Genomic DNA, 21812 nt, shown 5'->3' on the forward strand with positions numbered 1-21812 from the left:
ACAAATCGAGGGCAATCCTGCGGGCGACCGAGGCGATTGCGGTTGCGGGGGCGGCGGGCCGGTTGATTACTTGCGGAGGCGGCGGGCGATTGCTGGGATCACGATTGCGGCGGCGACGACGTGGGTGGACATCAGGAGCGCCTTGGTGGCCGGCGCGGTGTCCGACAGCAGGTCCGGGACGAAGCTCAGCACGGTCAGGGCGATCGTCGTACGGACGAAGGTGCGCTGCGGGGTCTTGGCCCACCGAGCCAGTCCTGCGGCCAGCGCCAGCCCGATCAGGGAGAAGAGTGCCGTCAGGGTACCGAACCCGGCGACCGGGACCGGTTCGCCGGCCATGTCCAGGCTGATCCCGGCAGCGTGGCCGACGGCGGCGACGATCATCGTCGCGGCCGTGGCGACCACCGTTGCGGCGAGGCCGGCCTTGGCCAGCGAGCCGAGAGACGGGGCGGCGGCGCGGGTCGGGGCGGCGGAGCGGGTCGTGTTCAGCGAGGTGCTCATGGAAATCTCCGGGAAGGTCTGCGGACCGGCTCGGTGCCGGTTCTCACCAGTGCGTCGGATGGAACCGGCACCGATCGACACGGTCGCAGAAACTTTTTCCGGGAAGTTTTCCGTTTCCGAGCTGTTTCCGAGCTCTTCGAACAGCTAGTCGAGGATGACGAGCTGTTGGCCCTAGTCGAGGATGACGAGCTGCTGGGTCGCGCGGGTCATCGCGACGTACCGGTCGACGGCTCCTTCGATGCCGGCGCCGAACGACTCCGGGTCGATCAGGACGACCAGGTCGAACTCGAGTCCCTTCGACAATTCCGGCGTCAGGGAGCGCACGCGGTCCGGCGTACGGGCTGTTCCGGCTGCGCTGATGACACAGCCGATGCCGTCGGGGTTCTCGGCCAGCCAGCTGTCGAGGATCTCGTCGAGGTCCGCGGTGGATCCGTGCACGACCGGGACACCGTTGCTGCGGATCGAGGTCGGCACGTTGGCGTCCGGCAGCGCGGCACGGATGACCGGCTCGGCTTCGGCCATCACCTCTTCAGGGGTCCGGTAGTTGATGCTCAGCGAGGCGAGTACGACCCGGTCGAGCCCCACGCGTTCGAGTCGTTCCTGCCAGGACTCGGTGAAGCCGTGCCTGGCCTGGGCACGGTCGCCGACGATGGTGAAGCTTCGCGACGGGCAGCGGAGCAGCAACATCTGCCATTCCGCGTCGGTCAGCTCCTGGGCTTCGTCCACGACGATGTGCGCGAACGGGCCGGCCAGCAAGTCAGGATCCGCGGTCGGCAGCGCAGTCGTGTCGACGAGGGCTTCTTGGATGTCCTTCCCGCGCAGCATCGGCACCCAGCCCTCGTTGTCGTCGTCGGCCTGGATGATGTTGTCGATGACATCGGCCATCCGTTCGCGTTCGACTGCGGCGGCTGCTTGCTGCCGGCGCTTCCGCCGGGAGGCCTCCGGGTCGCCGAGTCGCTGCCGGGCCGCGTCGAGGAGCGGCAGGTCCGAAGTCGTCCAGGCCTGTGGCGCGTCCTTGCGCTGCAGCTTCTTGACCTCATCGGGAGTGAGCCAGGGCGCGCACATCCGCAGGTACGCGGGCACGGACCAGAGGTCGCCGACGAGGTCGGCCGGTTCGATCAGCGGCCAGGCGCCACCGAAGACATCGAGCAGATCCTCGTTCTGCTCAAGGGATTTGCGGACCATCTCGAGCGAGACATCGTCGTCCTCGTACTCCTCCTGATGCTTGTCCAGCAGGATCGTGAGCAGTTCTTCCCAGACCTGGTCGCGGGCCTCGTTGTGCGGCGTACTGGGATCCGCCGAACCGAACGCCTCCGCCCAATCGGCCGCACTCAGCCAGAGGTCGGACCAGTGCGTCTCGACCGTCATCGGCTTGGTCGGCGGCTCCTCGTACAGCTTCACCGCCGGCTCGATCGCCCTGACCATGTCCGCGGTCGCCTTCAGCCGGGCGATCTCCGGGTCCGTCTCGTCCGGTGCCGTGGCGCCCTCGGGCAGGAGCTCGCGCAGGGTGCAGGTCTGGACGCCTTCCTCGCCGAGGCTGGGGAGGACGTCGGAGACGTAGGCGAGGTAAGGCTGGTGCGGACCGATGAACAGTACGCCGCCGCGATGGTGGCCGAGCCGCGGATCGGAGTACAGGAGGTACGCCGTACGGTGCAGCGCCACTACCGTCTTCCCGGTGCCCGGGCCGCCGTCGACGACGAGGGCGCCGCGGGAACTCGCCCGGATGATGGCGTCCTGGTCGGACTGGATGGTGCCGAGCACGTCGCGCATCCGCGACGAACGATTGCTGCCGAGGCTGGCGATGAAGGCGGACTGGTCGTCGAGCGACGCCTTGTGCCCTTCGAAACCGTCGGCGGTGAAGATCTCGTCCCAGTAGTCGCTGATCTTGCCGCGGGTCCAGCGGTACCGGCGACGGCTGGCCAGGCCCATCGGGTTCGCATGGGTCGCACCGAAGAACGGCTCGGCCGCGGGGGAACGCCAGTCGATCAGCAGGCGCCGGCCGGAGCTGTCGGTGAGGCCGAGGCGTCCGACGTACAGGGCCTGGCCGGTGTCCGCGCTGACCATGTGACCGAGGCAGAGGTCGAGCCCGAAGCGCCTGAGCGCCCGCAGTCTGGTGGTCAGACGATGGATCTCCAGGTCACGATCGAGTGCCTCCTGCCCTTCGCCACCCGGTGCCTTCCGGGTCTCGTCGAGCCGGCTCTCCAACTCGACGATGGTCTCCCGAAGGCTGGTCGAGATCGCCGCGAAATGCTCCTCGTCCGCCGCGATCAGCCTCGGCTCGGCCTTGCTTTCCAGATGCTCCGCAAGCTCGAAAGCACTGCCCTCTGCTGGTCCTACCTGCACGCTGCGACTCCCCAATTTCAGCAGATTCCCGTCAACAGCCGACGATTCTCCGCCCCCACCCGGCCCTTGCGGCAAGTCCCCCCATGCGTTATAACTTGGACACGGCAAGGAGATCCTTCTCCTTGCTTTTTGTTTGCCCGCACTCGGCCTGGTGGACTGGTTGCTGCGTAGGGTGCTGGGGTGATTGAGCCTCCGGAGGCGTTTGCGCGGGCTACTGTTGAGCGGGAAGGTGAGCGCGGGGAGGCGTGGCTTGCTGAGGTGCCTGGGATTGTTGCTGGGCTGCTTGGGCGATGGGGGTGTGTGCAGGACGGGGAGGTTCTGCACGGGGGTGTGGGGGTGATTGTTCCCGTACTGCGGGATGCGGGGACCGCTGTGATCAAGGTGTCGTTTCCGCATCCTGGTAATGATTTCGAGCCGGATGCTTTTGCGGCGTGGGGTGGGCGGGGCGCCGTATTGCTGTACGAGCGCGACGATTCGCAGTACGGGATGTTGTTGGAGCGGGTGGAGTCGTCGACGCTGGCCGAGGTTGAGGACAGCGATGAGGTCGCGAGTGTTGCGGGGCGGATCAGCCGGCGGCTGGCAATTCCTGCTGCGGCGGGGTTGCCTCGGCTGAAGGATGAGGCGGGGGCGTGGGAGGAGCAGCTGCTGCGGGATGCCGCGGAATTGGAGCACCCGATGCCGGCGTACGTGGTCGATGCGGCGCTGGCGACGATTCGTGAGCTGGCGACTGTGCAGCCGGAAGTCCTTATTCATGGGGACTTTCATGCGCGGAACATCTTGCGTGCTGAGCGGGAGGATTGGTTAGCCGTTGATCCCAAGGGGTATGTGGGAGATCCGGCGTACGACGCGGGCAACCTGCTCCGGGTGCGCGCGGTGCTGAATTTCATCGAGAACGACGATGGGGTGAAGCTCGCCCACCGCTTCCTTGACATCTACACGGAAGCGGCCGAGATCGATCGCGAGCAGGCTCAGCGGTGGTCGCAACTCCTCCTGGTCCAAGGTGCATTCTGGGGCCGGCGTCACGGTTTCCGCCGAGCTCGCAGCGGCTCCTCCTTGGATCGCATCACCGCCTTTGCCGGCGAACTGGCTACATTGCTGTCTTAACGGCCGCGCCAGGTGGCGATACACGCTTCGTTGCCCTCGGCATCGGCTAGCACCCACCATTTTGGTGCGTGTTCATCCGAGACCAGGCGACCTCCCGCGGCGAGAGCCGCAGCGACTCGGGCCTCGGCGAGATCATGCGGTACTGCGATGTCGAGGTGAATCCGATTCCGCTGTGGCCGCGCGCTATCCATTTGCTGCAAGCTGAAACCCGGTCCGCGGCGTAACGGGTCGAACAAGTAATGGTCACCGATTTGGCCATACCCAAGCACTGCGCGCCAGAACGGCAACACGTCTGCGCCGGCCAACGCGTCGAGGCTGATATTGACGACCTGTAGTGCGGCCGGATCGGCGGTTAGCCCCAACTCCTTCGCCACCGCAGAGATCCGCCGCGCCAAGGCAACATCCCGCCGTCCCAGCGACACCGTCACCCCAGCAGCCCGCAGATCAACCGCGAGATACTCCTCACCCTCCCTGGCAACCCGCCCGATCCCATCAACAAACTTCACGCCCTCACCCAGCGACCCGGTCCGAAAATGCGCCGACACCAGGTGGTAAACCGACCGCCAGTCCTCCACCCCATCAGCCGCATGAAACACCCCAGCCGCAATCTGATCCATACCGCGAACCTACCCGAGCCCGCCCTAACCTGAACCGTGCCAAGAAAAACCCTCCTGGCCTTGGACCACTACGGAAAGGCGGCGACCTCCACCAACTACAAGAGCACACCGTCCACTGGTACGGCGGCCCCGACCCATCATCCCGAGCCGCGAGGGTACTGGTCCTGATCTCCCAGTGGTGAGCTTCGCAGCGGAGTACCGGCTCTTTGCCCTCGACAACGAATTCGGTTTGCCCAGAGCTACGCAGCAGGTCCCGAACGGGTGCTGGACGTCGTCTTGCAGGTAGGAGGCTCGCTCCGCCGGATGAGTCAGGTTCTGACTGGGACGGCCACGCGTCTGATCGTTTCGGCCCGTGCGGCGTCCGGAGGTGCGGGTGCGGCATTCAATCGTCCTTGTCGCGGGCTTCGCGACTTTGCTGCAAACAGTGAGGAAGGTGTGGCGAATGACCGAGTTCGTGACTCTCGATGGCGGGCGGATCGCGTACGACGTGATCGGCGAGGGTCCGCTGGTGGTGCTCTCGCATGGGATGGGTGCCTGGCGGCAGGACTACCGGCACCTGGCGCCGTTGCTGGCCGGCGCCGGATTCCGGGTCGTGAACGTGGACATGCGCGGTCACGGCGAATCCAGCCTGAACTGGCCTTCGGTGACCGGAAAAGCCGCCATCAGCCGCACGGATGTCGCCAACGATCTGCTCGGCGTCATCCGGCACTTCGGCGGCCCCGCGGTGATCGTCGGCCAGTCGCTGTCCGGCGGCGCTGCCACCATCGCCGCGGCTCTGGCTCCAGAACTGGTGACCGCCATCGTCGAGATCAACCCCTTCACCCGCGTCGCGAAGCTGAACATCGGCGCGCTGTTCGCCGTACGGCGGTATCGCCGGGGGTTCGCCCGGTTGGTCGGGACGCAGCTGCTGAAGTCGCCCAAGGTGTGGCGCTCGTATCTCGACGTCGCCTACCCCAACAAGCCCGACGACTACCGGCAGTACACCGACGGCCTGATGGAGACCCTGCGACAGCCGGGCCGCTGGGAAGAGTTCATGAAGACCGGCAAGACCACGCCGGCCGACGCGGAGGCCAAGCTGCCGGAACTGAAGCGTCCCCTCCTGGTGATCATGGGCTCCGAGGACCCGGACTTCGTCGACCCGCAGGCCGAAGGCGAGGCAATCGTCGCCGCCGCACCCGACGGCATCGGCCAGGTGGCCGTCGTCGAGGGAGGCGGGCACTACGCGCAGACGGAGTACGCCGATCGAGTCGCTGAGCTGATCATCGGGTTCTTGCAGCTGCACGCCGACGATCCAGCCCGACGGGTCGGGTGATCGACTCTGCGGCCCGAGCGCCTCGAGAGGGTGGAGGATAGAGCCGTGGCCGCACCCCGCACCGTTGTGCTCGTCGTGTACGACGGTATCCAGCTGATCGAACTGGCCGGTCCGATGGACATCTTCGATGCGGCGAACATCGCCATAGGAACACCCGTCTACCGCGTCGTGCTGGCCTCGCCGAGGGCAGGGACGGTCACCGTCAACGGCGGCCTGACGATTCCCGTCGAGCACACCCTGCAGGACATGGCCAACGGCGACGAGGACATCGACACCATGATCGTGATCGGAGGATTCGGCGTCTACGATCCGGCCGCCTCCGCCGAGGTGGTGCCGGAGCTTCCCGCGCTCGCCCGGCGTTCGCGCCGGGTGACCGCGGTCTGCGCCGGCACCCTCTTGCTGGCTGCGGCAGGACTGCTCGACGGGTACCGCGCGACGACGCACTGGGGAGCGACCGAGCAACTCGTCGAACGCTACCCGCGCGTGCGCGTCGAGCCGGACCGGATCTACGTCCGCGACCGCAATCGCTGGACCTCGGCGGGAGTCACCGCGAGCATCGATCTGACCTTGGCCCTGGTCGAGGACGATCATGGCCCGGAGTTGGCGCAGTTGATCGCTCGTGGGTTCGTCGTCTTCACCCGCAGGCCCGGCGGCCAGACCCAGTTCAGCGCCCAGTTGCGGGTGCAGACCGCACGAACGCCAGCCATCCGGGCCGTGCAGAACTGGCTACCCGACCATCTCGCTCAAGATCTCAGCGTGGCCGCGTTGGCGCGGCGGGCAGGGATGAGCGAACGCAATTTCGCCCGCGCTTTCCGCGCCGAAACCGGGAGCACCCCAGCCGCCTTCGTGGAAAGCCTGCGCGTAGAGGCAGCCCGCCGTCTCCTGGAAACAACTGCCCTGACCGTCGCCGCCATCGCAAGAACAGTCGGCTACAAACACGGCGAAACTCTCCACCGCCTCTTCACCCGCCGCCTCGCAACCACCCCAGAACGCTACCGCCAACACTTCTCGGTCACCCTCACCGAATGAGCACACGGCTTGGCCGACACCAGCTCAGGCCATCGACGGTGAGGAGCCGGGCAGCTCGTTCAGTTCGGCGGCGGTGTGGTCCCCGGCTGCACTAGGGTGATCACCGTTTTGGACTGAACTGGATGGGGAACCCCTTGCAAAACTCCCACAGCCCCCTGCCCACAAGGGGTTTGATGCTCGTGGCCGTGACGCTCGTCGGCAGCATGCTGGCGGCCTGCGGTTCGGCCGACAGCTCCCAGCCGGCCGGCGGAGTCTCGCCGGCCGCGAGCACGTCGGCCGCCACGTCGCGGCCTGTCGACGACCCGCCGGCGAAGTTCGCGACGACCGGAGCCCAGATGCCCGACGGGCTGCTCGCGGACATCCTGGACCTCGAGAACAGACTCGTCGGACCGCCCGCGGTCACGCTGTACGGAGGTACGGCCTACGTAGGCGCGTTCGACCACGTGCAGGCCATCGACACCACCAACGGTCACGTCAAGGCGACGATCGAGCCGGCAGGAAAAGCGCTGGTCGACGGCGACGGCACCAAGCACAAGGCCGGAGCACCCGCGATCGTTGCCATCAGCGACAAACCAGCCTTGCTGACACCGTTCCCGGTCGACCAGTCCGGTACGGGAACCCAGGCCTCCCACAAGGCAGTCGAGATCACTGTCAGCGACCCCGACACCGCCAAGGTGCAGTGGCAGGTGACCCTGCGGCTGCCGGAGTGGGCCGACGAACCGAACGTCGAGCTGACCGCGACAGCAGTCGGCGCCAACGGGAGCACCGGCGTGGTGACGGTGTCCAACGACAACTCCCACGCCGTCACCTACGGAATCGACCTGACAGCCCACCGCCAGACCTGGGTCCAGGACGGATTCGCGGCCACAGGAATCGCGGAGGGCATGGCAGTCGGCTGGAGTACGGAGCATTACGAAGTACACGCTGCCGGACACGACGCAGCCAGCGGTGCGCCCCGCTGGCAAGGCCAATCCATGGTCAGCCAGACCGTCTCCGCCCTGGGCCCGCATTTCGTCCTCCTCAAGGGTCGCGCCTGGGGCAGCGAGAAGCCTTACCTCCAGCTCCTCGACCCCACCACCGGCAAGACCAAACAGCAACCGCCCAGTCAGCTCTCCAAGGGCACCTGCGTGTACGACGAGAAGAGCGCCATCGTCTGCGGCGGCACTGGCGCCGGTACGGACACCGCAACCACCTTCGGCTTGGACGCCACCACCGGCAAGACTCTGTGGCAACTACCCGACAAACAGGCCGACCGCATCGCCCCCGAGATCACCACCGCCTGGCACGGTATGGCCTACGGCAAGACCGCGAAGGGACCTCTCGCCCTGGATGCACGCACCGGCCAAGACCTACCCACCAGCCCCCAGATCGCCCCGGTCCTGGTGAACGGCTCAGCGGGCCTCGCGCTGGCAAAGGTGGATGGCGTGAACACCACGCTCCTCGTGTACCCCGCCATCCGCTGAACGCATCAATTGCATCCCTCGAACGACGAAGACCCGGACAGTATGGCTGTCCGGGCCGTCGTTCAGATCGCTGCGACGATCACACACTGGTCAGGTGTCTCGTTTTGAGACTGACAAAGGTGTATCGCCGTGCTTATGATTCTGGGGATGAATACCTTCTCGTACGGATTGGGGGAATCGATCGCGCAAGGTGAGTGCTGATGGCGCTCCAGTTCGCGAACACGATTCCGGCCCGCTTGTTGATGTGGCAGCGCGTGCGTGAGTACGCCGTACCGCTGTCGATGATCGAAACCGCAACCGAACGACGTGCCGTTGGTGACTGGGCAGGAGCCTGCGCCGCCGCCCGCGTCGACGTCGATCTCGATCTGCGTGCCGTGCGCGACCGCTACGGCACCGAGTTCGTGGCTTGTCTTCGTGCGGATCTGCGTCGGTTGGCGCCGGATCTGCTCCGTTGGCACATGCCGCGGATCTTTCCCGACGGACTGCTCCGGCCTGGTCTGACCGTTTCCTTGATCCGCTACCGGACCGGCACCACTCCGTTGGAGCTGGTCGTCCGAACACCGCCGACCTGGGCGAGCGCCGGCCAGCGAATGTCCTTGACTCTCTGGGAAGGCTCGGGCACTCCCTCGATTCATCCACATCCACACCCCAGCAGACGTTTCCGCCTCGACCTCTACCCCCACCTCTGGGACTCCACCCGGTACGCCGAACTGGCAACGCGGTGCGCTCTCGCTGACGCCCCTCAGCTGAATCAGCCGGGTCAGCCGGGTCAGCTGAATCAGCCGGGTCGGTCGATAGTGGACGACGGCTCGTGGGCGTTCGGGCGATGGGCTGTCGAAGCTGAGCTGCTGTTCGAAGCCGAGGGGCTCCCGCAGGGGCCTTTCACCGTGCGGCTCGGTCGGCGACGGTACGCCGTACTCGAGCTCGTAGCGCCCGATGGCAGCCACGCTCCGACGTACCGGCCGCTAAGAGAAGTGCTGCCGCTGCAGCAGATCGCGGCCCTGCCGATGCTGCCAGAGGCTGCAGTCCGAGTCCTTCCAGATCTGGAGCTACTACGCGCCGGCCTGATCCCACCCGACCACCTACATCCACTCGTCGCTCAAGCACTGACCGCATCGGCGAAGGCAACCGACCCGAAGTTGGCTGCCGTCTTGGAGACGGCGTCCCAGCCGAGGCCGGCTGCCGCCCCGGCTCCAGCGGTCGAGCCCGGTTCCCAACTGGGTAGGAGATCGGCGACCGGACCTGGCTTTCACCCCGGCGCGACGGACCTGATCGATCACCTGTCGACCCTGACTGTTGGTCTCAGCTGTGAACTTGGCTCGACCATCCCGGTCGACGGCGGCTTGCAGGTGGGCGATCCGCATTCGGTGGTGTGTCGGGGGGAAGTTCATCGGATTGGGTTGCGGGATGGGGTGTTGGTGGCGGTCGATCACGATGCGGTGGAGGTGCGTCGGGAGGAGTTGCTGGTTGCGCTTGGTGGTCCGGCGCTGCCTTGTTTGCGGGCGATCGACGCGGTGCATCGGGAGCCGGCGGCGTTGCCTTCGGTGCGGGGGCGGATCGATCACGGTGATGTCGCCGGGGCGCTGACGGTGGTTGAGGGACTGCTTGGACCTAGCGCGATCCTGCGTGATGGTCCGCTCCGGGACGAGCTGGAGTTGGCTGCGGCCCGGCGCGTCCATCATGGGCTCTTCCGCTCGGGGCTGGCCGAACTCCCTGCATCTGGCGGTGCGATGGGTGGGTGGAAATCCTCCGATTCGGGGCGGGCGGAACGAGTCCGTCGGCCGCGATCGAACCGGCGTACGCCTGCTGGCATGTACCTCAAGCAGAACAGCCGGCAACGCCCCCGCGTGGTCCTCGCCTGATCAACGGCCGATCTCCTGATCGGCCGCTCTGCTTACGTTTTCCGCGCAGTCCCCTACTCAAGACCCCAGGTGATGCATATGACTTTGACTGACGTCCTTTCCGCTCCGATCCCGACCACCGACACCCGCCTCGCCGTTGCTGACAATCTCTTGGCCCTGCTGCAGACGACCACCACTGAGCCGCGCCCGGACGAGCAGCTCGAGGCGCTCGCCCTGGCTGTCGCGGCCGACTTGCCTGTGCTGCTGTGGGGCGAGCCGGGTATCGGCAAGACCGCGGCTCTGACACAGCTCGCCGCTTCCCTCGACCTGCCGCTGACGACCGTGATCGCCAGCGTTCATGAGCCGACCGACTTCTCCGGGCTGCCCATCGTCGGCGACGATCCGACGGTTCAGGGAGTACCGATGGCGCCGCCGCAATGGGCCGTGGAACTCGTACGGGCCGGGCGCGGATTGCTGTTCCTGGATGAGCTTTCCACCGCCACCCCGGCTGTCCAGGCAGCGCTGCTGCGAGTCGTCCTCGAGCGGAAGGTAGGGGTTTTGCAGCTGCCGCCCGGCGTACGGATCGTAGCTGCTGCCAACCCGCGTGCGTCGGCGGCTGATGGGTGGGAGTTGAGTGCGCCGCTGGCGAACAGATTCGTGCACTTGTACTGGGTGCATGATCGCGAGGTGGTGGTGCGTGGACTTGGCGGGACTTGGCCGCGTGCGGAGCTGCCTGCGTTGGTGCCGGAGCGGCTGCCGGAGGCGGTCGCCTATGCCCGGCGCGCAGTGTGCGGCTTTCTGGAGGCTCGGCCGACGTTGATTCACCGGCTGCCCAGTACCGAGACGCGGCGCGGTGCTGCCTGGCCGTCGCCTCGGAGTTGGGAGGCCGCGTTGATTCTGCTGGCCTTCGGTACTGCGGCCGACGTCTCCCGCGATGTGCTGGCACTCCTGGTGCGCGGGGCGGTGGGCGATGGACCGGGCCTCGAACTCCTTGCCCATCTGGACCGAATGGAGCTGCCGGATCCTGAGGTCCTGCTGGCCGACCCGGCTTCGGCAGAGTTGCCTGAGCGAGGCGATTTGCGGCAGGCGGCGGTGGAGGCGGTAGTGGCGGCAGTAAGAGCACGGCCGCAGCGGGTGCGATGGGAGGCGGGTTGGGCGGTGCTGATCAGGGCGCTTGAGACCGGCGTACCGGATCTGCTTGTCGCTCCGGCGATGGCGTTGGCTGCATTGCGGCGTGATGACTGGGAGGTGCCGGCGGCGGTCGAGCGGCTCACCGGTGTGATCGGGTTGGCTCAGCGGGCGGATCAGTCGGTAGCACGTGGAGGCGAGGCGACACGTCGTACGGGGGTGCGCTGATGACCGCGAAGTATCCGGGGCCGCGGCCTTCGCTGAGGCTCCATTTGGATATGGAGAAGTTGCTGGCCGCTCGGCTGCACGCGGTGAAGGTTCGTCCTTATCTGGCGGCCGCACTTTTTGCCCTGCAGGTGGTGGAGGACCGGTCGGTGCCGACGATGGCTGTCGATGCGCATTGGCGCTGCTATGTCTCGCCTGGATTTGTACTGCGTACTCCGGTGGAAGAGCTGGCCGGTGTGTGGGTACACGAGGTGTCTCATCTGCTGCGGGACCATCACGGGCGGGGTGAGCGGTATGCGCGGGAGCATGAGGAGTACGGACCAGGCGAGCGGCTGAGGCGGAACATCGCGGCCGACTTCGAGATCAACGACGACATCTACGGCTCTGGTCTGCCGCGGCCTACCGGAGCGGTGGTGCCGTCGATGCTGGGGCTTCCCGTCGGCTTGCTGATGGAGGAGTACCTGCGGCGAGCGTCGCTGCTTGGGCTTGCTTCAGAGCTGGCCTGGCTGGACTGCGGCAGTGGGGCCGACGGGCATGTACGGCCGTGGGAACTGGGGCCGGAGGGGGCAAACGGGTTGAGCAGGCAGCAGCGGGACGCCGTACGGTTCCGAGTTGCCGAGGGCATCAAAGGTCGGCCGGGCAACGCTCCGGACGGATGGCGGCGATGGGCGGACGAGGCGTTCCACCCACCGCAGCCATGGCGGCAGTTGCTGGGCGCGGCGATCCGATCCGCGACGAGTGCATCGGGAGGGGGCGACAACCACAGCTTTCGGCGTCCGTCCCGCCGATCGGCGGCCGTTCCCGGAGTCCTGCTGCCGAGCCTCCGCCGTACGCCGCCACGCGTGTGCGTCGTCATCGATACCTCAGGGTCGGTGAGCGACGCCGAGCTGGGCAGCGCGCTGCTCGAGGTGGCCGCGATCTCGCAATCGCTGGGCGGCCGGCGTGACCTGGTGTCGGTGATCTCCTGCGACGCAGCAGCCGGAATCGCCGTCCCGATCTGCCGCGCCGAAAGCATCGAACTCATCGGCGGCGGAGGAACCGACCTCCGCTCCGGCTTCACCCAGGCCCTCCGCTCCTACCCCCGACCCGACGTCATCGTCGCCCTCACAGACGGCCAAACCCCGTGGCCCACCGAACCCCCGTGCCGAACCATCATCGGCCTCTTTCCCCGCCCACCAAGCGAAGACGATCCCGACTACACGCCCGACACGCCACCGCCCTGGGCTCACGTCGTCACCATCACTTGAGGCTGACGGGTGGTAATCTCAGCGTCGCAGGCGCGGGTTCAGACCCGGTCGTAGGGCGCAACGGCACATCAGCCGAAAGGGCAAGGCCCACCTACTTCACGACCGAAGAGGAGCGCCATGCCCAAGCTCGAAACCTACAAGAAGCAGGCGAAACTGCTCGTTCGCTGGCACCGCGAGGGGAACTTCTCGATCGGCGGTCGCATCCGGCAGCTCGCGCGCTATCGCACGTTGTCCGACCGCGAAGCACTCGCGCTGAAGTTTCCGCTCACCGAAGCCCAAGAAATCATCGCCCTCGAAGCGGGCTTCGGAAGCTGGGCGGAACTCAAGGCGAGCACGGAAGCGGGCCCGCCACAGACTCGGGACTCAGCAGTCGCGAGTGCCAAACCGGTGCTGTATGTCGTCGACGTCGATGCCTCGGCCGCGTTCTATCGGGACCAGCTCGGCTTCCGGATCGACTTCGTGCATGGCAGTCCGCCGTTCTACGGATCGGTGTCGCGCGACGGTGCGACCTTGCACCTGAAGTTGGTCCACGAGCCGGTGTTCGCGGCCGGTGTCGCGGAACGACAAGGGCTCATCATGGCGTTCGTCGATGCGCCGAACGTCCGCGAGCTTTACGCGGAATATCTGGCCGCTGACGCCGAGATCGTGCAGAAGCTCACCAAACAAGCGTGGGGCGGCACCGACTTCATCCTGCGCGACCCGGACGGCAACACGATCGCCTTCGCCGGCTGACGCCCGAGGCGACCGTCGCAGGACCGGTTGCGAGCGTTCAACGTTCAACGGAGGTCGGGAAGCCTCTGGAAGCGTAGATTCCGAGGATGCTGCCCGTCAGCGGCGGACGCGGTAGCGGATGTGGGTACATCGCTGATCTCGACGACTTGCTCGTGGGAAGGACGGCGAGTTGCTCCATGACTGGTTTGCTGCCGGCGGGCCTGCCGGGCAGTTCGAAGCCGAGTGGAACGCCGCCGGTGCAGTCCTCGCCGGGCGGCGGACCGCTGAGCTCATGGATCACTGGGGCGGTGACACAACGGCGCGCCGATCGTCGTACCCAGTCACCGGCCGCCCGGTGGAACTACCCGTTGGTGACCTCGTCAAGTGACATCGACATGTCGAGGATGGCCGTAGACACTTCGACCTCCCGTGATCTCGAGTCAACTGGCACCTGGCGCCATCTGCCTAGGCGTCGGACGACGTACCCCGAATTTGACACGCCTCCCAAGGAATCTCCGACCGCTTCTCCTCGGCATTTGTCAGCCGTGTCGGGGTCGATACAGACAGGCAGTCTGCTGTGGACACCGTCAGGTGACGCCGACCGGCCAGTGAAGGAGCGGGTGGAGGAGGACCCGACCGGCGGAGCGGCGGCCGCACTGGTCCCGATCTGGACCAACTGAGACGGAAACTGAGACGGAATGACCGAGGGCGGCTCCCGAGACCGGGAGCCGCCCTTCCATGTGTTCATCCCTCCGATGACCTGAACTGCGCTCTGACCAGCGGAACACCGGTCAATCGGCCTCTCGGAGAGTGGCGGAGGATACGAGATTCGAACTCGTGAGGGGTTGCCCCCAACACGCTTTCCAAGCGTGCGCCCTAGGCCTCTAGGCGAATCCTCCAAGGCGAGAGGATACGCGAGGTGGGGGGTGTTGCTGAAATCGGGGGTTGGGCGGATCGGCAGGACATCGGTAGGGGACTGGCGGACCGGGGTGAGGGGTGGGCTGAGCGAGGGCGGTGGGGCGGATGGGCTGGCGGCTACCTCACAGTGAGCACGGCCCCGCCTAGCGCAGCGAGGAAGGCTCAAGAGGCGGCAGGGCTGAGGCCTCGGGAGCTTCGCATGGATGTTGGCGACGAGGGCTTGCATTCTGGGAGGCCGGTTGTCTGCTTCGTGGCGTGGGAGCGTGCTCGGTGCGAGGCAGCGTGCGGGCGACGGAGCCCGTAGCTGGCGGCTGGGGAGCCGGTCGAACGTAGGAGCCCGGCGGGGGTGGAGTCCGCTGGATGGGGAGGTGGACGGGTGGGGTTTTAGGGTCGGGGGATGGAGATTGAGGGGCCTGATCCTGGGGTGTTGCGGCCGGTGTTGGACGGGCGACGAGTTGGAGGCGGTTGGATGAGGGTCGGGGAAGTGGCGGCCGGTGATGTGGATGCGGTGCAGGAATTGATTGAGTCCGATCCGGGGTATACCGAGCGGATCACCGGGTATCCGCCAGGGGCTGCGGATGCGCAGAGTTTGTTGATGATGCGTCCGGAGGGGCTCGCTGAAGAGGCGAAGGTGGTGCTGGGGGTTTGGGATGGCGATCAGTTGGTCGCGGTGGTTGATCTGCTGCGCGGGTACCCGAACGCGCACACCGGGTTTATCGGGCTGCTTGAAGTGCATGGTGGGCATCAGGGGAAGGGGGTCGGGCGTACGGCGTACGAGCTGACAGAGCAGTACGTCGGGGAGAACTGGCCGGAGATCCGCACCCTGAGGTTGGCGGTCGTGGATACCAATGCAGGGCAGGCGACGAGGTTCTGGGTGCGTCAAGGGTTTGAGGCGACGGGCGAAGTTAAGCCGTATCGCTACGACAAGGTGGAATCGGTGGCGCGACTGTATGAGAAGCAGCTGAGCTAGAGGGCTAGGAGTGTTGGAGCTAGGGCTTGCCACTCGTCGATGGGCTGCGGACCGGTGACGCCGGTGATCACGTTGATCGCTACGTGGTCGGCGCCGGCCTCGTGGAATTCCTGGAGCTTCGCAGCGATCTCGTCCGGCGTACCCCAAGCAGCTAGAGCGTCGACCATCGAGTTCGGTACTACGGAGAGCTCGGTGAACCCCTGACGCTTGAAGGACGCCGCGTATCCGGGGATCGTCGTGAAGAAGCTGATCGTGTCGCGAGCGATCGCACGCGCCCGTGCCGGGTCCGACTCCAGTACGACCAAGTGGTTCACGGCGAGCAGCTTGTCGGGTCCCAGTAGCTTCCGTGCCTCAGCTGCATAGGCAGGAGTGATCAGGAACGGGTAGGCGCCTTCACTGCGGTCCCTGGCGAGCTCCAGCATTCGCGGGCCGAGCGCAGCGAGCACACGTCGCTCTGTCGGTACTGAGTCCAGCTGGTCGAGGTACGCGTTCAGTGTGTCTAGAGGCTTCGCTCCGTGGGCGCCGCCTAGTCCTACGGTGAAGCGGCCGGGGCTGGAGGCTTCCAGTTGCTGGTACGTCGTCGCTACGTCGTCTGCGGCATAGGTGTCCACCGCGAGGATTCCGCTGACGAACTGGACTGTCCTGGTGGCGCCGACCAGGTCGACGATGGTCTGCAGGCCGGGTAGCGGACCACCGGACAGCCAGATGGTGGGGTAGCCGAGGTCCTCGGCAGCAGCCGCAGCGGCGAGGGAGTCGGGCGAGCTGTTCAGGCCGGTGGCGATCCCGATCCGGCCGAGCGCGAGATTGGTCACGGTGCCAGCCTAGGAGCCAAGCCAAAGCACGGCAGGCCGGCGCGTCGGGGGCGGATTCCCGACCTGGCGTCAGGATCCCGTACACTCTTGGCTGGTTCCCCGCGTGGCGGTATCTCGCCCAACTCCCCCAGGGCCGGAAGGCAGCAAGGGTAAGTGAGCTCTTCCGGGTGCGCGGGGAATCCTTATGTCCGGACCTCCCTCACCAGGTCCGTGGACCGGCGAAATAGGCTGACCGTCGACAGATCGCGCGACGAGGGAGCCTGATGAGCGACGACCGCCGGTACCTGCAGGAGCTGATCATCGACGAGCTCGGGGTGACGCCGTCTTTCGACGTCGACCTGGAGATCGAACGCCGGCTCAACTTCCTGACCGACCGGCTCCGGCTGGCCGGCGCCTCGACGTACGTGCTGGGCATCAGCGGCGGCGTCGATTCCAGTACGGCGGGCCGCCTCTGCCAGCTCGCGGTCGAGCGGGTCCGGGCGGCCGGCGGCCAGGCGAGCTTCGTCGCGATGCGGCTGCCGTACGGCGTACAGGCTGATGAGGTGGATGCGCAGCGGGCGCTCGAGTTCATCCAGCCGGACGAGACTCTGACGGTGGATGTGAAGCCGGCGACCGACGCAATGGTTGACTCGGTTAAGCATTCTGATCTGGGTGAGCGGGCCGATTTCCACACCGGGAACATCAAGGCTCGGCAGCGGATGATCGCGCAGTACGTCGTGGCGGGTGCGCGCGGCGGGCTCGTGGTCGGGACGGATCACGCGGCCGAGGCGGTGATGGGGTTCTTCACGAAGTACGGCGATGGTGCTTGTGATCTGACGCCGTTGTCGGGTTTGACCAAGCGGCGGGTCAGGGCGATCGGTGAGCGGCTCGGTGCGTCGGCTGAGATCACCGGGAAGGTCCCGACGGCGGATCTGGAGACGAACAATCCGGGGCTGCCTGACGAGCAGGCGCTCGGCGTGACCTACGACCAGATCGACGACTTCCTCGAAGGTAAGACGATCGACGATCAGGCCGCCGACATCATCATCGCCACCCACCGCCGCACCATTCACAAACGCACGGTCCCGTACGCCGTCTGATTTCGTACGCCGGTACGCCGGCCGGTACGCCGGTACGCCGGTACGCCGGTACGCGAGTGCTGGTGTGCCGAGTGCGGGTGTGCCGAGTGGGCTGGCATGTGTGCGCCGGGTACGCCGCGCTGCTCGCGTCACAAAGCGCCGAGTGGGACTGGGTTGGATAAGCGGGCCTGCCGGTCGAGCGCCGGGCGGCCGGTGTCGGCCGGGTCGGAGACCGGCTGTCGGTCAGCTGATCTGAGTGGCGATGGGCGAACGAGCTTGCCAACCTGTCGCGCGTGGGGCTGGGCGTCAGCTGACTTCGGCGGCGATGGTTCGGGCGCAGGTGAGGGACTCGGCTTTGCCGGTGTCGACCTCCAGGTCGTAGACCACGCCCTGGTGGACGAGCTCGGCCTGGGAGGCTGCCATGCCGCCGGTGCGGTCGCCGCGGGCGATCTCGCGGCCGGCGGCGATCTCGGCGTCACAGCGGACGCCGACCCACAGGATCTCGAGGCCGTCGAGTTGGCGGCGAACGCGCTGCTGGGATTCAGCGCCGCTCAGGAAGACGTCGTCGAGGATGATCCGCGCGCCGGCTCGCGCCATCGCGGCGATGCCGGTCATCCAGGCGGTCTCGAGTTCGCGGAACCCTGCGCCGACCTCGACCTCGCCCTCGTCTCCAAAGGTGATGCCCGAGCTGTCCGACAGCACAGCCGGCGGCAAGGCGTCGACGAGATCGTCCACGCTGAGGCTGAGCCACGGCGTCGGCAGGATCGCCTGTAGGCATCGGCTGATCCCCGTCTTGCCGGAACTCGAACCGCCGTTCAGCACGATGACTTGGGTCGCCACGAGCCCGCCTTCCAAAGAGGTTCCGTCCGCAGGATTCTCCCAAACCTGCTGCTTCGGAGACAGCCGATTACCGGGAACCAGGTCGCCCGGAGCCAGGACAGCGTTGCCGCCGCCGTTCGGCTGGACCGCCGCTCGCCCCTCGCCGAGGCCCGCTCGACCGACGCCGCACGCCCGCTCACGGCTCGTCGGCCTCGTGATCGGTCGCTCCGACAATTGCGATTCCGAACCCGCTCGCCCAAGCCCGCTCGAACGAACCGCGCTCGACCGAACCGCGCTCGACCGAACCGCGCTCGACCGAACCGCGCTCGACCGAACCGCGCTCGACCGAACCGCGCTCGAACGAACCCGCTCGAACGAACCCGCTCGCCTGCTCACGGCTCGAACTCGCTCCCCAAGTCCGCTCGCCGGAACGACCGAACCCGCTCGATCGCTCGCCGAAGGATCAGGTCGGCGGGGAAGTTGGGCTTACTCGAGGAGGAAGTCTGTTACGAGTTCGGCGTACTCGGCTGGGCGCTCGCCGTGGACGAAGTGGCCGACGGCTTTGAAGGTGCGGTAGCTGCCGTTCGGGACGTGCGACTGGAAGTACTCGATCTCTTCCGGGCTGGTGACCGGGTCCACCTCGCCCTTGATCAGGAGCGCGGGTTGGGTCAGCCGATCGAGATAGGGCAGCAGCGACTCGAGGAATTCCGGCGTGCGGGTGATCCCGACGTAGAACTGACCGGAGCGGTTGTGCAGCTCGTCCGGCAGTTCGTCCGCCGGCAACACCAGATCGCGAGAATCCGGGCCGTGGTAGATCTCCATCCGCCGGTCGCCGAGGCGGCGCATGACGTCGATCCGCTCGTCCCACATCTCGGAGGTCGCCGGCCCGTCGTACGCCAGCAGTTCTTCCACGCCATCATCCGCTTCGAGTTCCCGCAGCAGCGGCAGGGCGCTGAGCACCAGGGTCTTGCTGGCCAGCGCCTTGTCCCAAGCAGGGTTCTCGAAGACGACCTTGTCGACGACGCCGGGATGCGCCACGGCGTACCGGAGCGCCAGATGCCCGCCGTACGAGTGACCGATGAGCGACCAGCGGTCGATGCCGAGTGTTGTCCGGAGCGCTTCGAAGTCGGCGATCACGATGTCGTCGCTGATCGGCCCGTCGAGTGGATCGGAGTGCTGTACGCCGCGTTGATCGACCGCGACCAGGTCGAACCGCTCGGACAACAGGTCGCCTTGGAAGGACAGGAAGTCGTACGAACCGGAGCCCGGTCCGCCGTGGACGAAGAGCAACGGTGGCGAACCCGCGGCACCGCGGCGATCGACGTACAGCCTGGTCCCGCGAATCTCCATCAACATGTCAGGCAGCGTAAGTCGGCATAGGGTTCTTCAACACCCAACTTTTGGAGCGCTGATGGTCGACTTCTCGCTCAGTGAAGAACAGCAGGCGATCCGGGAGACGACGCGTCAGTTCGTACGTCGTGAGCTGATGCCGCTGGAGAACGAGGTCCTGAGGCGCGAGCGGGAAGGGCTGCGCGGGGTCGAGCCGGAGCAGATCACCGAGCTGCGGCTGAAGGCGAAATCGTTCGGCTTCTGGGGGTTGAGCACGCCGGAGGAGTACGGCGGGATGAACCTGTCGGCGGTCGACCAGGCGCTGATCACGAGTGAGCTCGGCCGCACGTTCGTGCCGTTCTCGTTCGGCGGTGAGGCCGACAACATCCTGTTCGAGAGCAACGACGAACAGCGCAAGGAATATCTGCTCCCGACGATCTCGGGCGAGCGCAAGTCCTGCTTCGCGATCACGGAACCAGGCGCCGGATCGGACACCCGGGCCATCCGTACTACGGCGCGTCGCGACGGCGACGACTGGCTGATCCGCGGCGAGAAGACCTTCATCACCGGTGGGAACGAGGCCGACTTCGCGATCGTCATCGCGGTCACGGATCCGGACAAGGGATCGAAGGGCGGGTTCACCGCGTTCCTGGTCGACCGGGATCGCGGCTGGACCTCGGATCCGATCGTCACCATGGGTCAGGCGGTTCCGGCGACGCTGAACTTCGACGACGTGCGGGTGCCCAGCGACCACGTGCTCGGCGAGATCGGCCAGGGGTACGAGCTGGCGATGCGCTGGATCATGAAAGGCCGGTTCATCATCCCGGCGCGCGGGATCGGTGCCTGCGAACGCCTGCTGCAGCTGGCGATCGAGCATGCCACCACCCGGCAGACCTTCGGCAGCGCGATCGGTGACAACCAGGCGATCCAGTGGATGATCGCCGACTCCGAGGTCGAACTGGAAGCGGCTCGCTGGCTCGTCCTGTACGCCGCGTGGACGGTCGACCAGGGGCGTCATCCGCAGCACGACAGCGCGATCGCCAAGCTCTACGGCACGAACACGGTGAACCGGGTGGCCGATCGGGTGCTGCAGATCCACGGCGGGATGGGGTACACCAAGGAGTTGCCGATCGAGCGCTGGTTCCGCGAGGTCCGGTTGTGGCGGATCTTCGAGGGCACCGACGAGATGCAGCGGCTGATCATCTCGCGCGACCTACTGCGTGGCTATCGCAAGCCGGGCGAGCACTTCAGCTGATCCAATTCCGGACCGCCGGCACTCACCATCCGAGCCTCGGCTCGCGCTCTGTCGGTCGGAGGTCGACAGAGGCCCGAGCGATCGGGGCGGTTGACGAGTGCTGGCGGTCCGAGTCCTGTGGTCCGGCACTCAGCCGGCTCTTGTGGGGCCGGGAGTCAGCCGGCTCTTGTGGGGCGGGGAGTCAGGCGGCGCGGCTGAGCTCGGCGACTCTGTGGGCTAGTCGGTCCAGGCGTACTGCGGCGATCCCGCGGTAAGCAGGTCGCAGCACGGCGGCCAGTGGGCCGGACTGCTCGAACGCATGCGTCACCGTGTTGTGCTCGCCGAGCACCCAGCTACCGGTCTCGTGGAAACCGGGGACCTGCCAGCTGAGCTCGATCCGGTCCGCCTCGATCGCTGTGTACTCCAGGTGTCCACTCAGCCCAGGCCGGACTTTCAGCTCGTACCGAACCCCGACGGCCGGGTCGTCCGGACCTGTGATCGCTACGAAGGCTTCGTTCCACTCCGGCAACGAGAGCGGGTCCAGCAGCGCGTGACGGATCGCGGCCGGGTCTGCGGGGATGTGCGAAACGGCTTGTTCCATGGCTGCTTTCTCCTTATGCGACAGCGCGTCGGCGGGCCAGTGCGTCACCGGAGGGGAAACCTCCGGCGACGGCTCGCAGCGTTTGCAGGGTGATGTCGGCCTGCCGGCCGGCGAAGAGTCGGTCGATCGTCTTGTGCAGAACCTCTTCGGCCGCGACGATGCGGCGACACAGCGCTCTGCCTTGTTTTGTGAGGCTCAGGGCGAGGTAGCGCCGGTCGACGTGGTCGATGTCGCGCTGGATCAGCCCGCGGGCGACCAGGCGATCCACCAGCCGGCTGGGACTCTTGCCGGTCTCGCAGACCAGCAATCCGCCGAGAGCGTTGAGGGTCAGTGGCCCGTGATCGCGCAGCACGCGAAGGACTTCTGCCTGTGACGGCGTGATCCCGAGCGGTTTGAGCTCGGCAGCGAGCAGGCGGTTGCCCTCGCGCTGGATCGCCAGCACCAGGTACCGAAGCTCTTCTGCCGTCTTCATAAAAATAGATTACACGACACGTATGTCGTGTCAACTGTTATAGGGAGCGATCAGCGTGGAACGTGGGCCGGTTCAGGTCCG

The 21812-nt window shown here is 66.6% G+C and carries 19 protein-coding genes, 1 tRNA gene and 1 other RNA gene; 12 read left to right on the top strand and 9 right to left on the bottom strand.

Going from position 1 to position 21812, the window contains the following annotated elements; translation table 11 throughout:
• Positions 1 to 66: 66 nt before the first annotated feature.
• The gene (locus ABZ004_RS36090) at positions 67 to 498 is read right to left on the bottom strand and encodes a DUF6069 family protein (RefSeq protein WP_355686149.1); all 432 of its coding nucleotides are present in this window, start codon (positions 496 to 498) and stop codon (positions 67 to 69) included.
• A gap of 171 nt (positions 499 to 669) precedes the next feature.
• Positions 670 to 2841: an RNA polymerase recycling motor ATPase HelR gene (gene helR / locus ABZ004_RS36095; RefSeq protein WP_355686151.1), complete on the bottom strand. Its 2172-nt coding sequence runs from the start codon at positions 2839 to 2841 to the stop codon at positions 670 to 672.
• A 300-nt stretch (positions 2842 to 3141) separates the two neighbouring features.
• On the opposite strand from helR, the gene ABZ004_RS36100 reads away from it, so the two are divergent.
• Positions 3142 to 3945: an aminoglycoside phosphotransferase family protein gene (locus tag ABZ004_RS36100; RefSeq protein ID WP_355686216.1), complete on the top strand. Its 804-nt coding sequence runs from the start codon at positions 3142 to 3144 to the stop codon at positions 3943 to 3945.
• On the opposite strand, the gene ABZ004_RS36105 is transcribed toward ABZ004_RS36100, so the two are convergent.
• Positions 3942 to 4562 carry a VOC family protein gene (locus ABZ004_RS36105; protein ID WP_355686153.1) on the bottom strand — a complete coding sequence of 207 codons (621 nt, stop codon included), beginning with the start codon at positions 4560 to 4562 and terminating at the stop codon, positions 3942 to 3944. The two genes, ABZ004_RS36100 and ABZ004_RS36105, sit on opposite strands and share 4 nt — an antisense overlap.
• Before the next feature lie 442 nt (positions 4563 to 5004).
• On the opposite strand from ABZ004_RS36105, the gene ABZ004_RS36110 reads away from it, so the two are divergent.
• The 7 genes from ABZ004_RS36110 to ABZ004_RS36140 all read left to right on the top strand — a co-directional run bounded on the left by ABZ004_RS36110 (position 5005) and on the right by ABZ004_RS36140 (position 13539).
• A complete protein-coding gene (locus ABZ004_RS36110) occupies positions 5005 to 5874 on the top strand; it encodes an alpha/beta hydrolase (RefSeq protein WP_355686155.1) in 870 nt (289 codons plus the stop codon).
• A 45-nt stretch (positions 5875 to 5919) separates the two neighbouring features.
• On the top strand, positions 5920 to 6903 hold the full coding sequence (locus ABZ004_RS36115; RefSeq protein ID WP_355686157.1) for a DJ-1/PfpI family protein: 984 nt from the start codon (positions 5920 to 5922) through the stop codon (positions 6901 to 6903).
• Between the two features lie 173 nt (positions 6904 to 7076).
• Positions 7077 to 8366, top strand: coding sequence for a hypothetical protein (locus ABZ004_RS36120; RefSeq protein WP_355686158.1), 1290 nt, complete (start codon positions 7077 to 7079; stop codon positions 8364 to 8366).
• A 200-nt stretch (positions 8367 to 8566) separates the two neighbouring features.
• Complete coding sequence (locus ABZ004_RS36125; RefSeq protein WP_355686159.1) at positions 8567 to 10228, top strand: hypothetical protein; 1662 nt, start codon at positions 8567 to 8569, stop codon at positions 10226 to 10228.
• A gap of 78 nt (positions 10229 to 10306) precedes the next feature.
• Positions 10307 to 11563 (top strand): AAA family ATPase, encoded by a 1257-nt coding sequence (locus ABZ004_RS36130; protein ID WP_355686161.1) that lies wholly within the window; start codon positions 10307 to 10309, stop codon positions 11561 to 11563.
• Positions 11563 to 12807: a VWA-like domain-containing protein gene (locus ABZ004_RS36135; RefSeq protein ID WP_355686162.1), complete on the top strand. Its 1245-nt coding sequence runs from the start codon at positions 11563 to 11565 to the stop codon at positions 12805 to 12807. The genes ABZ004_RS36130 and ABZ004_RS36135 overlap by 1 nt, the downstream gene beginning before the upstream one ends.
• A 117-nt stretch (positions 12808 to 12924) precedes the next feature.
• Positions 12925 to 13539 carry a glyoxalase superfamily protein gene (locus ABZ004_RS36140; protein ID WP_355686164.1) on the top strand — a complete coding sequence of 205 codons (615 nt, stop codon included), beginning with the start codon at positions 12925 to 12927 and terminating at the stop codon, positions 13537 to 13539.
• A gap of 790 nt (positions 13540 to 14329) precedes the next feature.
• On the opposite strand, the gene ABZ004_RS36145 is transcribed toward ABZ004_RS36140, so the two are convergent.
• Positions 14330 to 14417: transfer RNA gene (locus tag ABZ004_RS36145), tRNA-Ser, on the bottom strand.
• A gap of 488 nt (positions 14418 to 14905) precedes the next feature.
• Between ABZ004_RS36145 and ABZ004_RS36150 the strand changes: the two genes are divergently transcribed.
• A complete protein-coding gene (locus ABZ004_RS36150) occupies positions 14906 to 15406 on the top strand; it encodes a GNAT family N-acetyltransferase (RefSeq protein WP_355686165.1) in 501 nt (166 codons plus the stop codon).
• Here the strand turns inward: ABZ004_RS36150 and ABZ004_RS36155 are convergent.
• Complete coding sequence (locus ABZ004_RS36155) at positions 15403 to 16218, bottom strand: TIGR03620 family F420-dependent LLM class oxidoreductase (RefSeq protein WP_355686167.1); 816 nt, start codon at positions 16216 to 16218, stop codon at positions 15403 to 15405. The genes ABZ004_RS36150 and ABZ004_RS36155 overlap by 4 nt on opposite strands.
• Before the next feature lie 90 nt (positions 16219 to 16308).
• On the opposite strand from ABZ004_RS36155, the gene ffs reads away from it, so the two are divergent.
• Both ffs and nadE read left to right on the top strand, forming a co-directional pair.
• An RNA gene (ffs, locus tag ABZ004_RS36160) (signal recognition particle sRNA small type) lies at positions 16309 to 16405 on the top strand.
• Positions 16406 to 16481: 76 nt separating this feature from the next.
• Positions 16482 to 17297: an ammonia-dependent NAD(+) synthetase gene (gene nadE, locus ABZ004_RS36165; protein ID WP_355686169.1), complete on the top strand. Its 816-nt coding sequence runs from the start codon at positions 16482 to 16484 to the stop codon at positions 17295 to 17297.
• A 285-nt stretch (positions 17298 to 17582) separates the two neighbouring features.
• On the opposite strand, the gene cpt is transcribed toward nadE, so the two are convergent.
• Together cpt and ABZ004_RS36175 are read right to left on the bottom strand one after the other, a co-directional pair.
• Positions 17583 to 18116: a chloramphenicol phosphotransferase CPT gene (gene cpt / locus ABZ004_RS36170; RefSeq protein WP_355686170.1), complete on the bottom strand. Its 534-nt coding sequence runs from the start codon at positions 18114 to 18116 to the stop codon at positions 17583 to 17585.
• 465 nt (positions 18117 to 18581) lie between these two features.
• The gene (locus ABZ004_RS36175) at positions 18582 to 19451 is read right to left on the bottom strand and encodes an alpha/beta hydrolase (protein ID WP_355686172.1); all 870 of its coding nucleotides are present in this window, start codon (positions 19449 to 19451) and stop codon (positions 18582 to 18584) included.
• 55 nt (positions 19452 to 19506) lie between these two features.
• Here ABZ004_RS36175 and ABZ004_RS36180 point away from each other — a divergent pair, with 55 nt between their 5' ends.
• Positions 19507 to 20679, top strand: a complete 1173-nt coding sequence (locus ABZ004_RS36180; protein WP_355686174.1) for an acyl-CoA dehydrogenase family protein — start codon at positions 19507 to 19509, stop codon at positions 20677 to 20679.
• Between the two features lie 181 nt (positions 20680 to 20860).
• Here ABZ004_RS36180 and ABZ004_RS36185 read toward each other — a convergent pair whose 3' ends face one another.
• Together ABZ004_RS36185 and ABZ004_RS36190 are read right to left on the bottom strand one after the other, a co-directional pair.
• A complete protein-coding gene (locus ABZ004_RS36185) occupies positions 20861 to 21259 on the bottom strand; it encodes an SRPBCC family protein (protein WP_355686176.1) in 399 nt (132 codons plus the stop codon).
• 13 nt (positions 21260 to 21272) lie between these two features.
• Positions 21273 to 21731 carry a MarR family transcriptional regulator gene (locus tag ABZ004_RS36190; RefSeq protein ID WP_355686177.1) on the bottom strand — a complete coding sequence of 153 codons (459 nt, stop codon included), beginning with the start codon at positions 21729 to 21731 and terminating at the stop codon, positions 21273 to 21275.
• Positions 21732 to 21812: the final 81 nt, after the last annotated feature.

Source organism: Kribbella sp. NPDC006257 (assembly GCF_040613535.1).
GTDB lineage: Bacteria > Actinomycetota > Actinomycetes > Propionibacteriales > Kribbellaceae > Kribbella.

Excerpts from the sequence above, each read along its gene's own strand:
- ABZ004_RS36090 (WP_355686149.1), bottom strand. The coding sequence starts at position 498 with ATGAGCACCTCGCTGAACACGACCCGCTCCGCCGCCCCGACCCGCGCC.
- ABZ004_RS36105 (WP_355686153.1), bottom strand. The coding sequence starts at position 4,562 with ATGGATCAGATTGCGGCTGGGGTGTTTCATGCGGCTGATGGGGTGGAG.
- ABZ004_RS36110 (WP_355686155.1), top strand. The coding sequence starts at position 5,005 with ATGACCGAGTTCGTGACTCTCGATGGCGGGCGGATCGCGTACGACGTG.
- ABZ004_RS36120 (WP_355686158.1), top strand. The coding sequence starts at position 7,077 with ATGCTCGTGGCCGTGACGCTCGTCGGCAGCATGCTGGCGGCCTGCGGT.
- ABZ004_RS36125 (WP_355686159.1), top strand. The coding sequence starts at position 8,567 with ATGGCGCTCCAGTTCGCGAACACGATTCCGGCCCGCTTGTTGATGTGG.
- ABZ004_RS36130 (WP_355686161.1), top strand. The coding sequence starts at position 10,307 with ATGACTTTGACTGACGTCCTTTCCGCTCCGATCCCGACCACCGACACC.
- ABZ004_RS36135 (WP_355686162.1), top strand. The coding sequence starts at position 11,563 with ATGACCGCGAAGTATCCGGGGCCGCGGCCTTCGCTGAGGCTCCATTTG.
- ABZ004_RS36140 (WP_355686164.1), top strand. The coding sequence starts at position 12,925 with ATGCCCAAGCTCGAAACCTACAAGAAGCAGGCGAAACTGCTCGTTCGC.
- ABZ004_RS36150 (WP_355686165.1), top strand. The coding sequence starts at position 14,906 with ATGAGGGTCGGGGAAGTGGCGGCCGGTGATGTGGATGCGGTGCAGGAA.
- nadE (WP_355686169.1), top strand. The coding sequence starts at position 16,482 with ATGAGCGACGACCGCCGGTACCTGCAGGAGCTGATCATCGACGAGCTC.
- ABZ004_RS36175 (WP_355686172.1), bottom strand. The coding sequence starts at position 19,451 with ATGTTGATGGAGATTCGCGGGACCAGGCTGTACGTCGATCGCCGCGGT.
- ABZ004_RS36180 (WP_355686174.1), top strand. The coding sequence starts at position 19,507 with ATGGTCGACTTCTCGCTCAGTGAAGAACAGCAGGCGATCCGGGAGACG.
- ABZ004_RS36185 (WP_355686176.1), bottom strand. The coding sequence starts at position 21,259 with ATGGAACAAGCCGTTTCGCACATCCCCGCAGACCCGGCCGCGATCCGT.
- ABZ004_RS36190 (WP_355686177.1), bottom strand. The coding sequence starts at position 21,731 with ATGAAGACGGCAGAAGAGCTTCGGTACCTGGTGCTGGCGATCCAGCGC.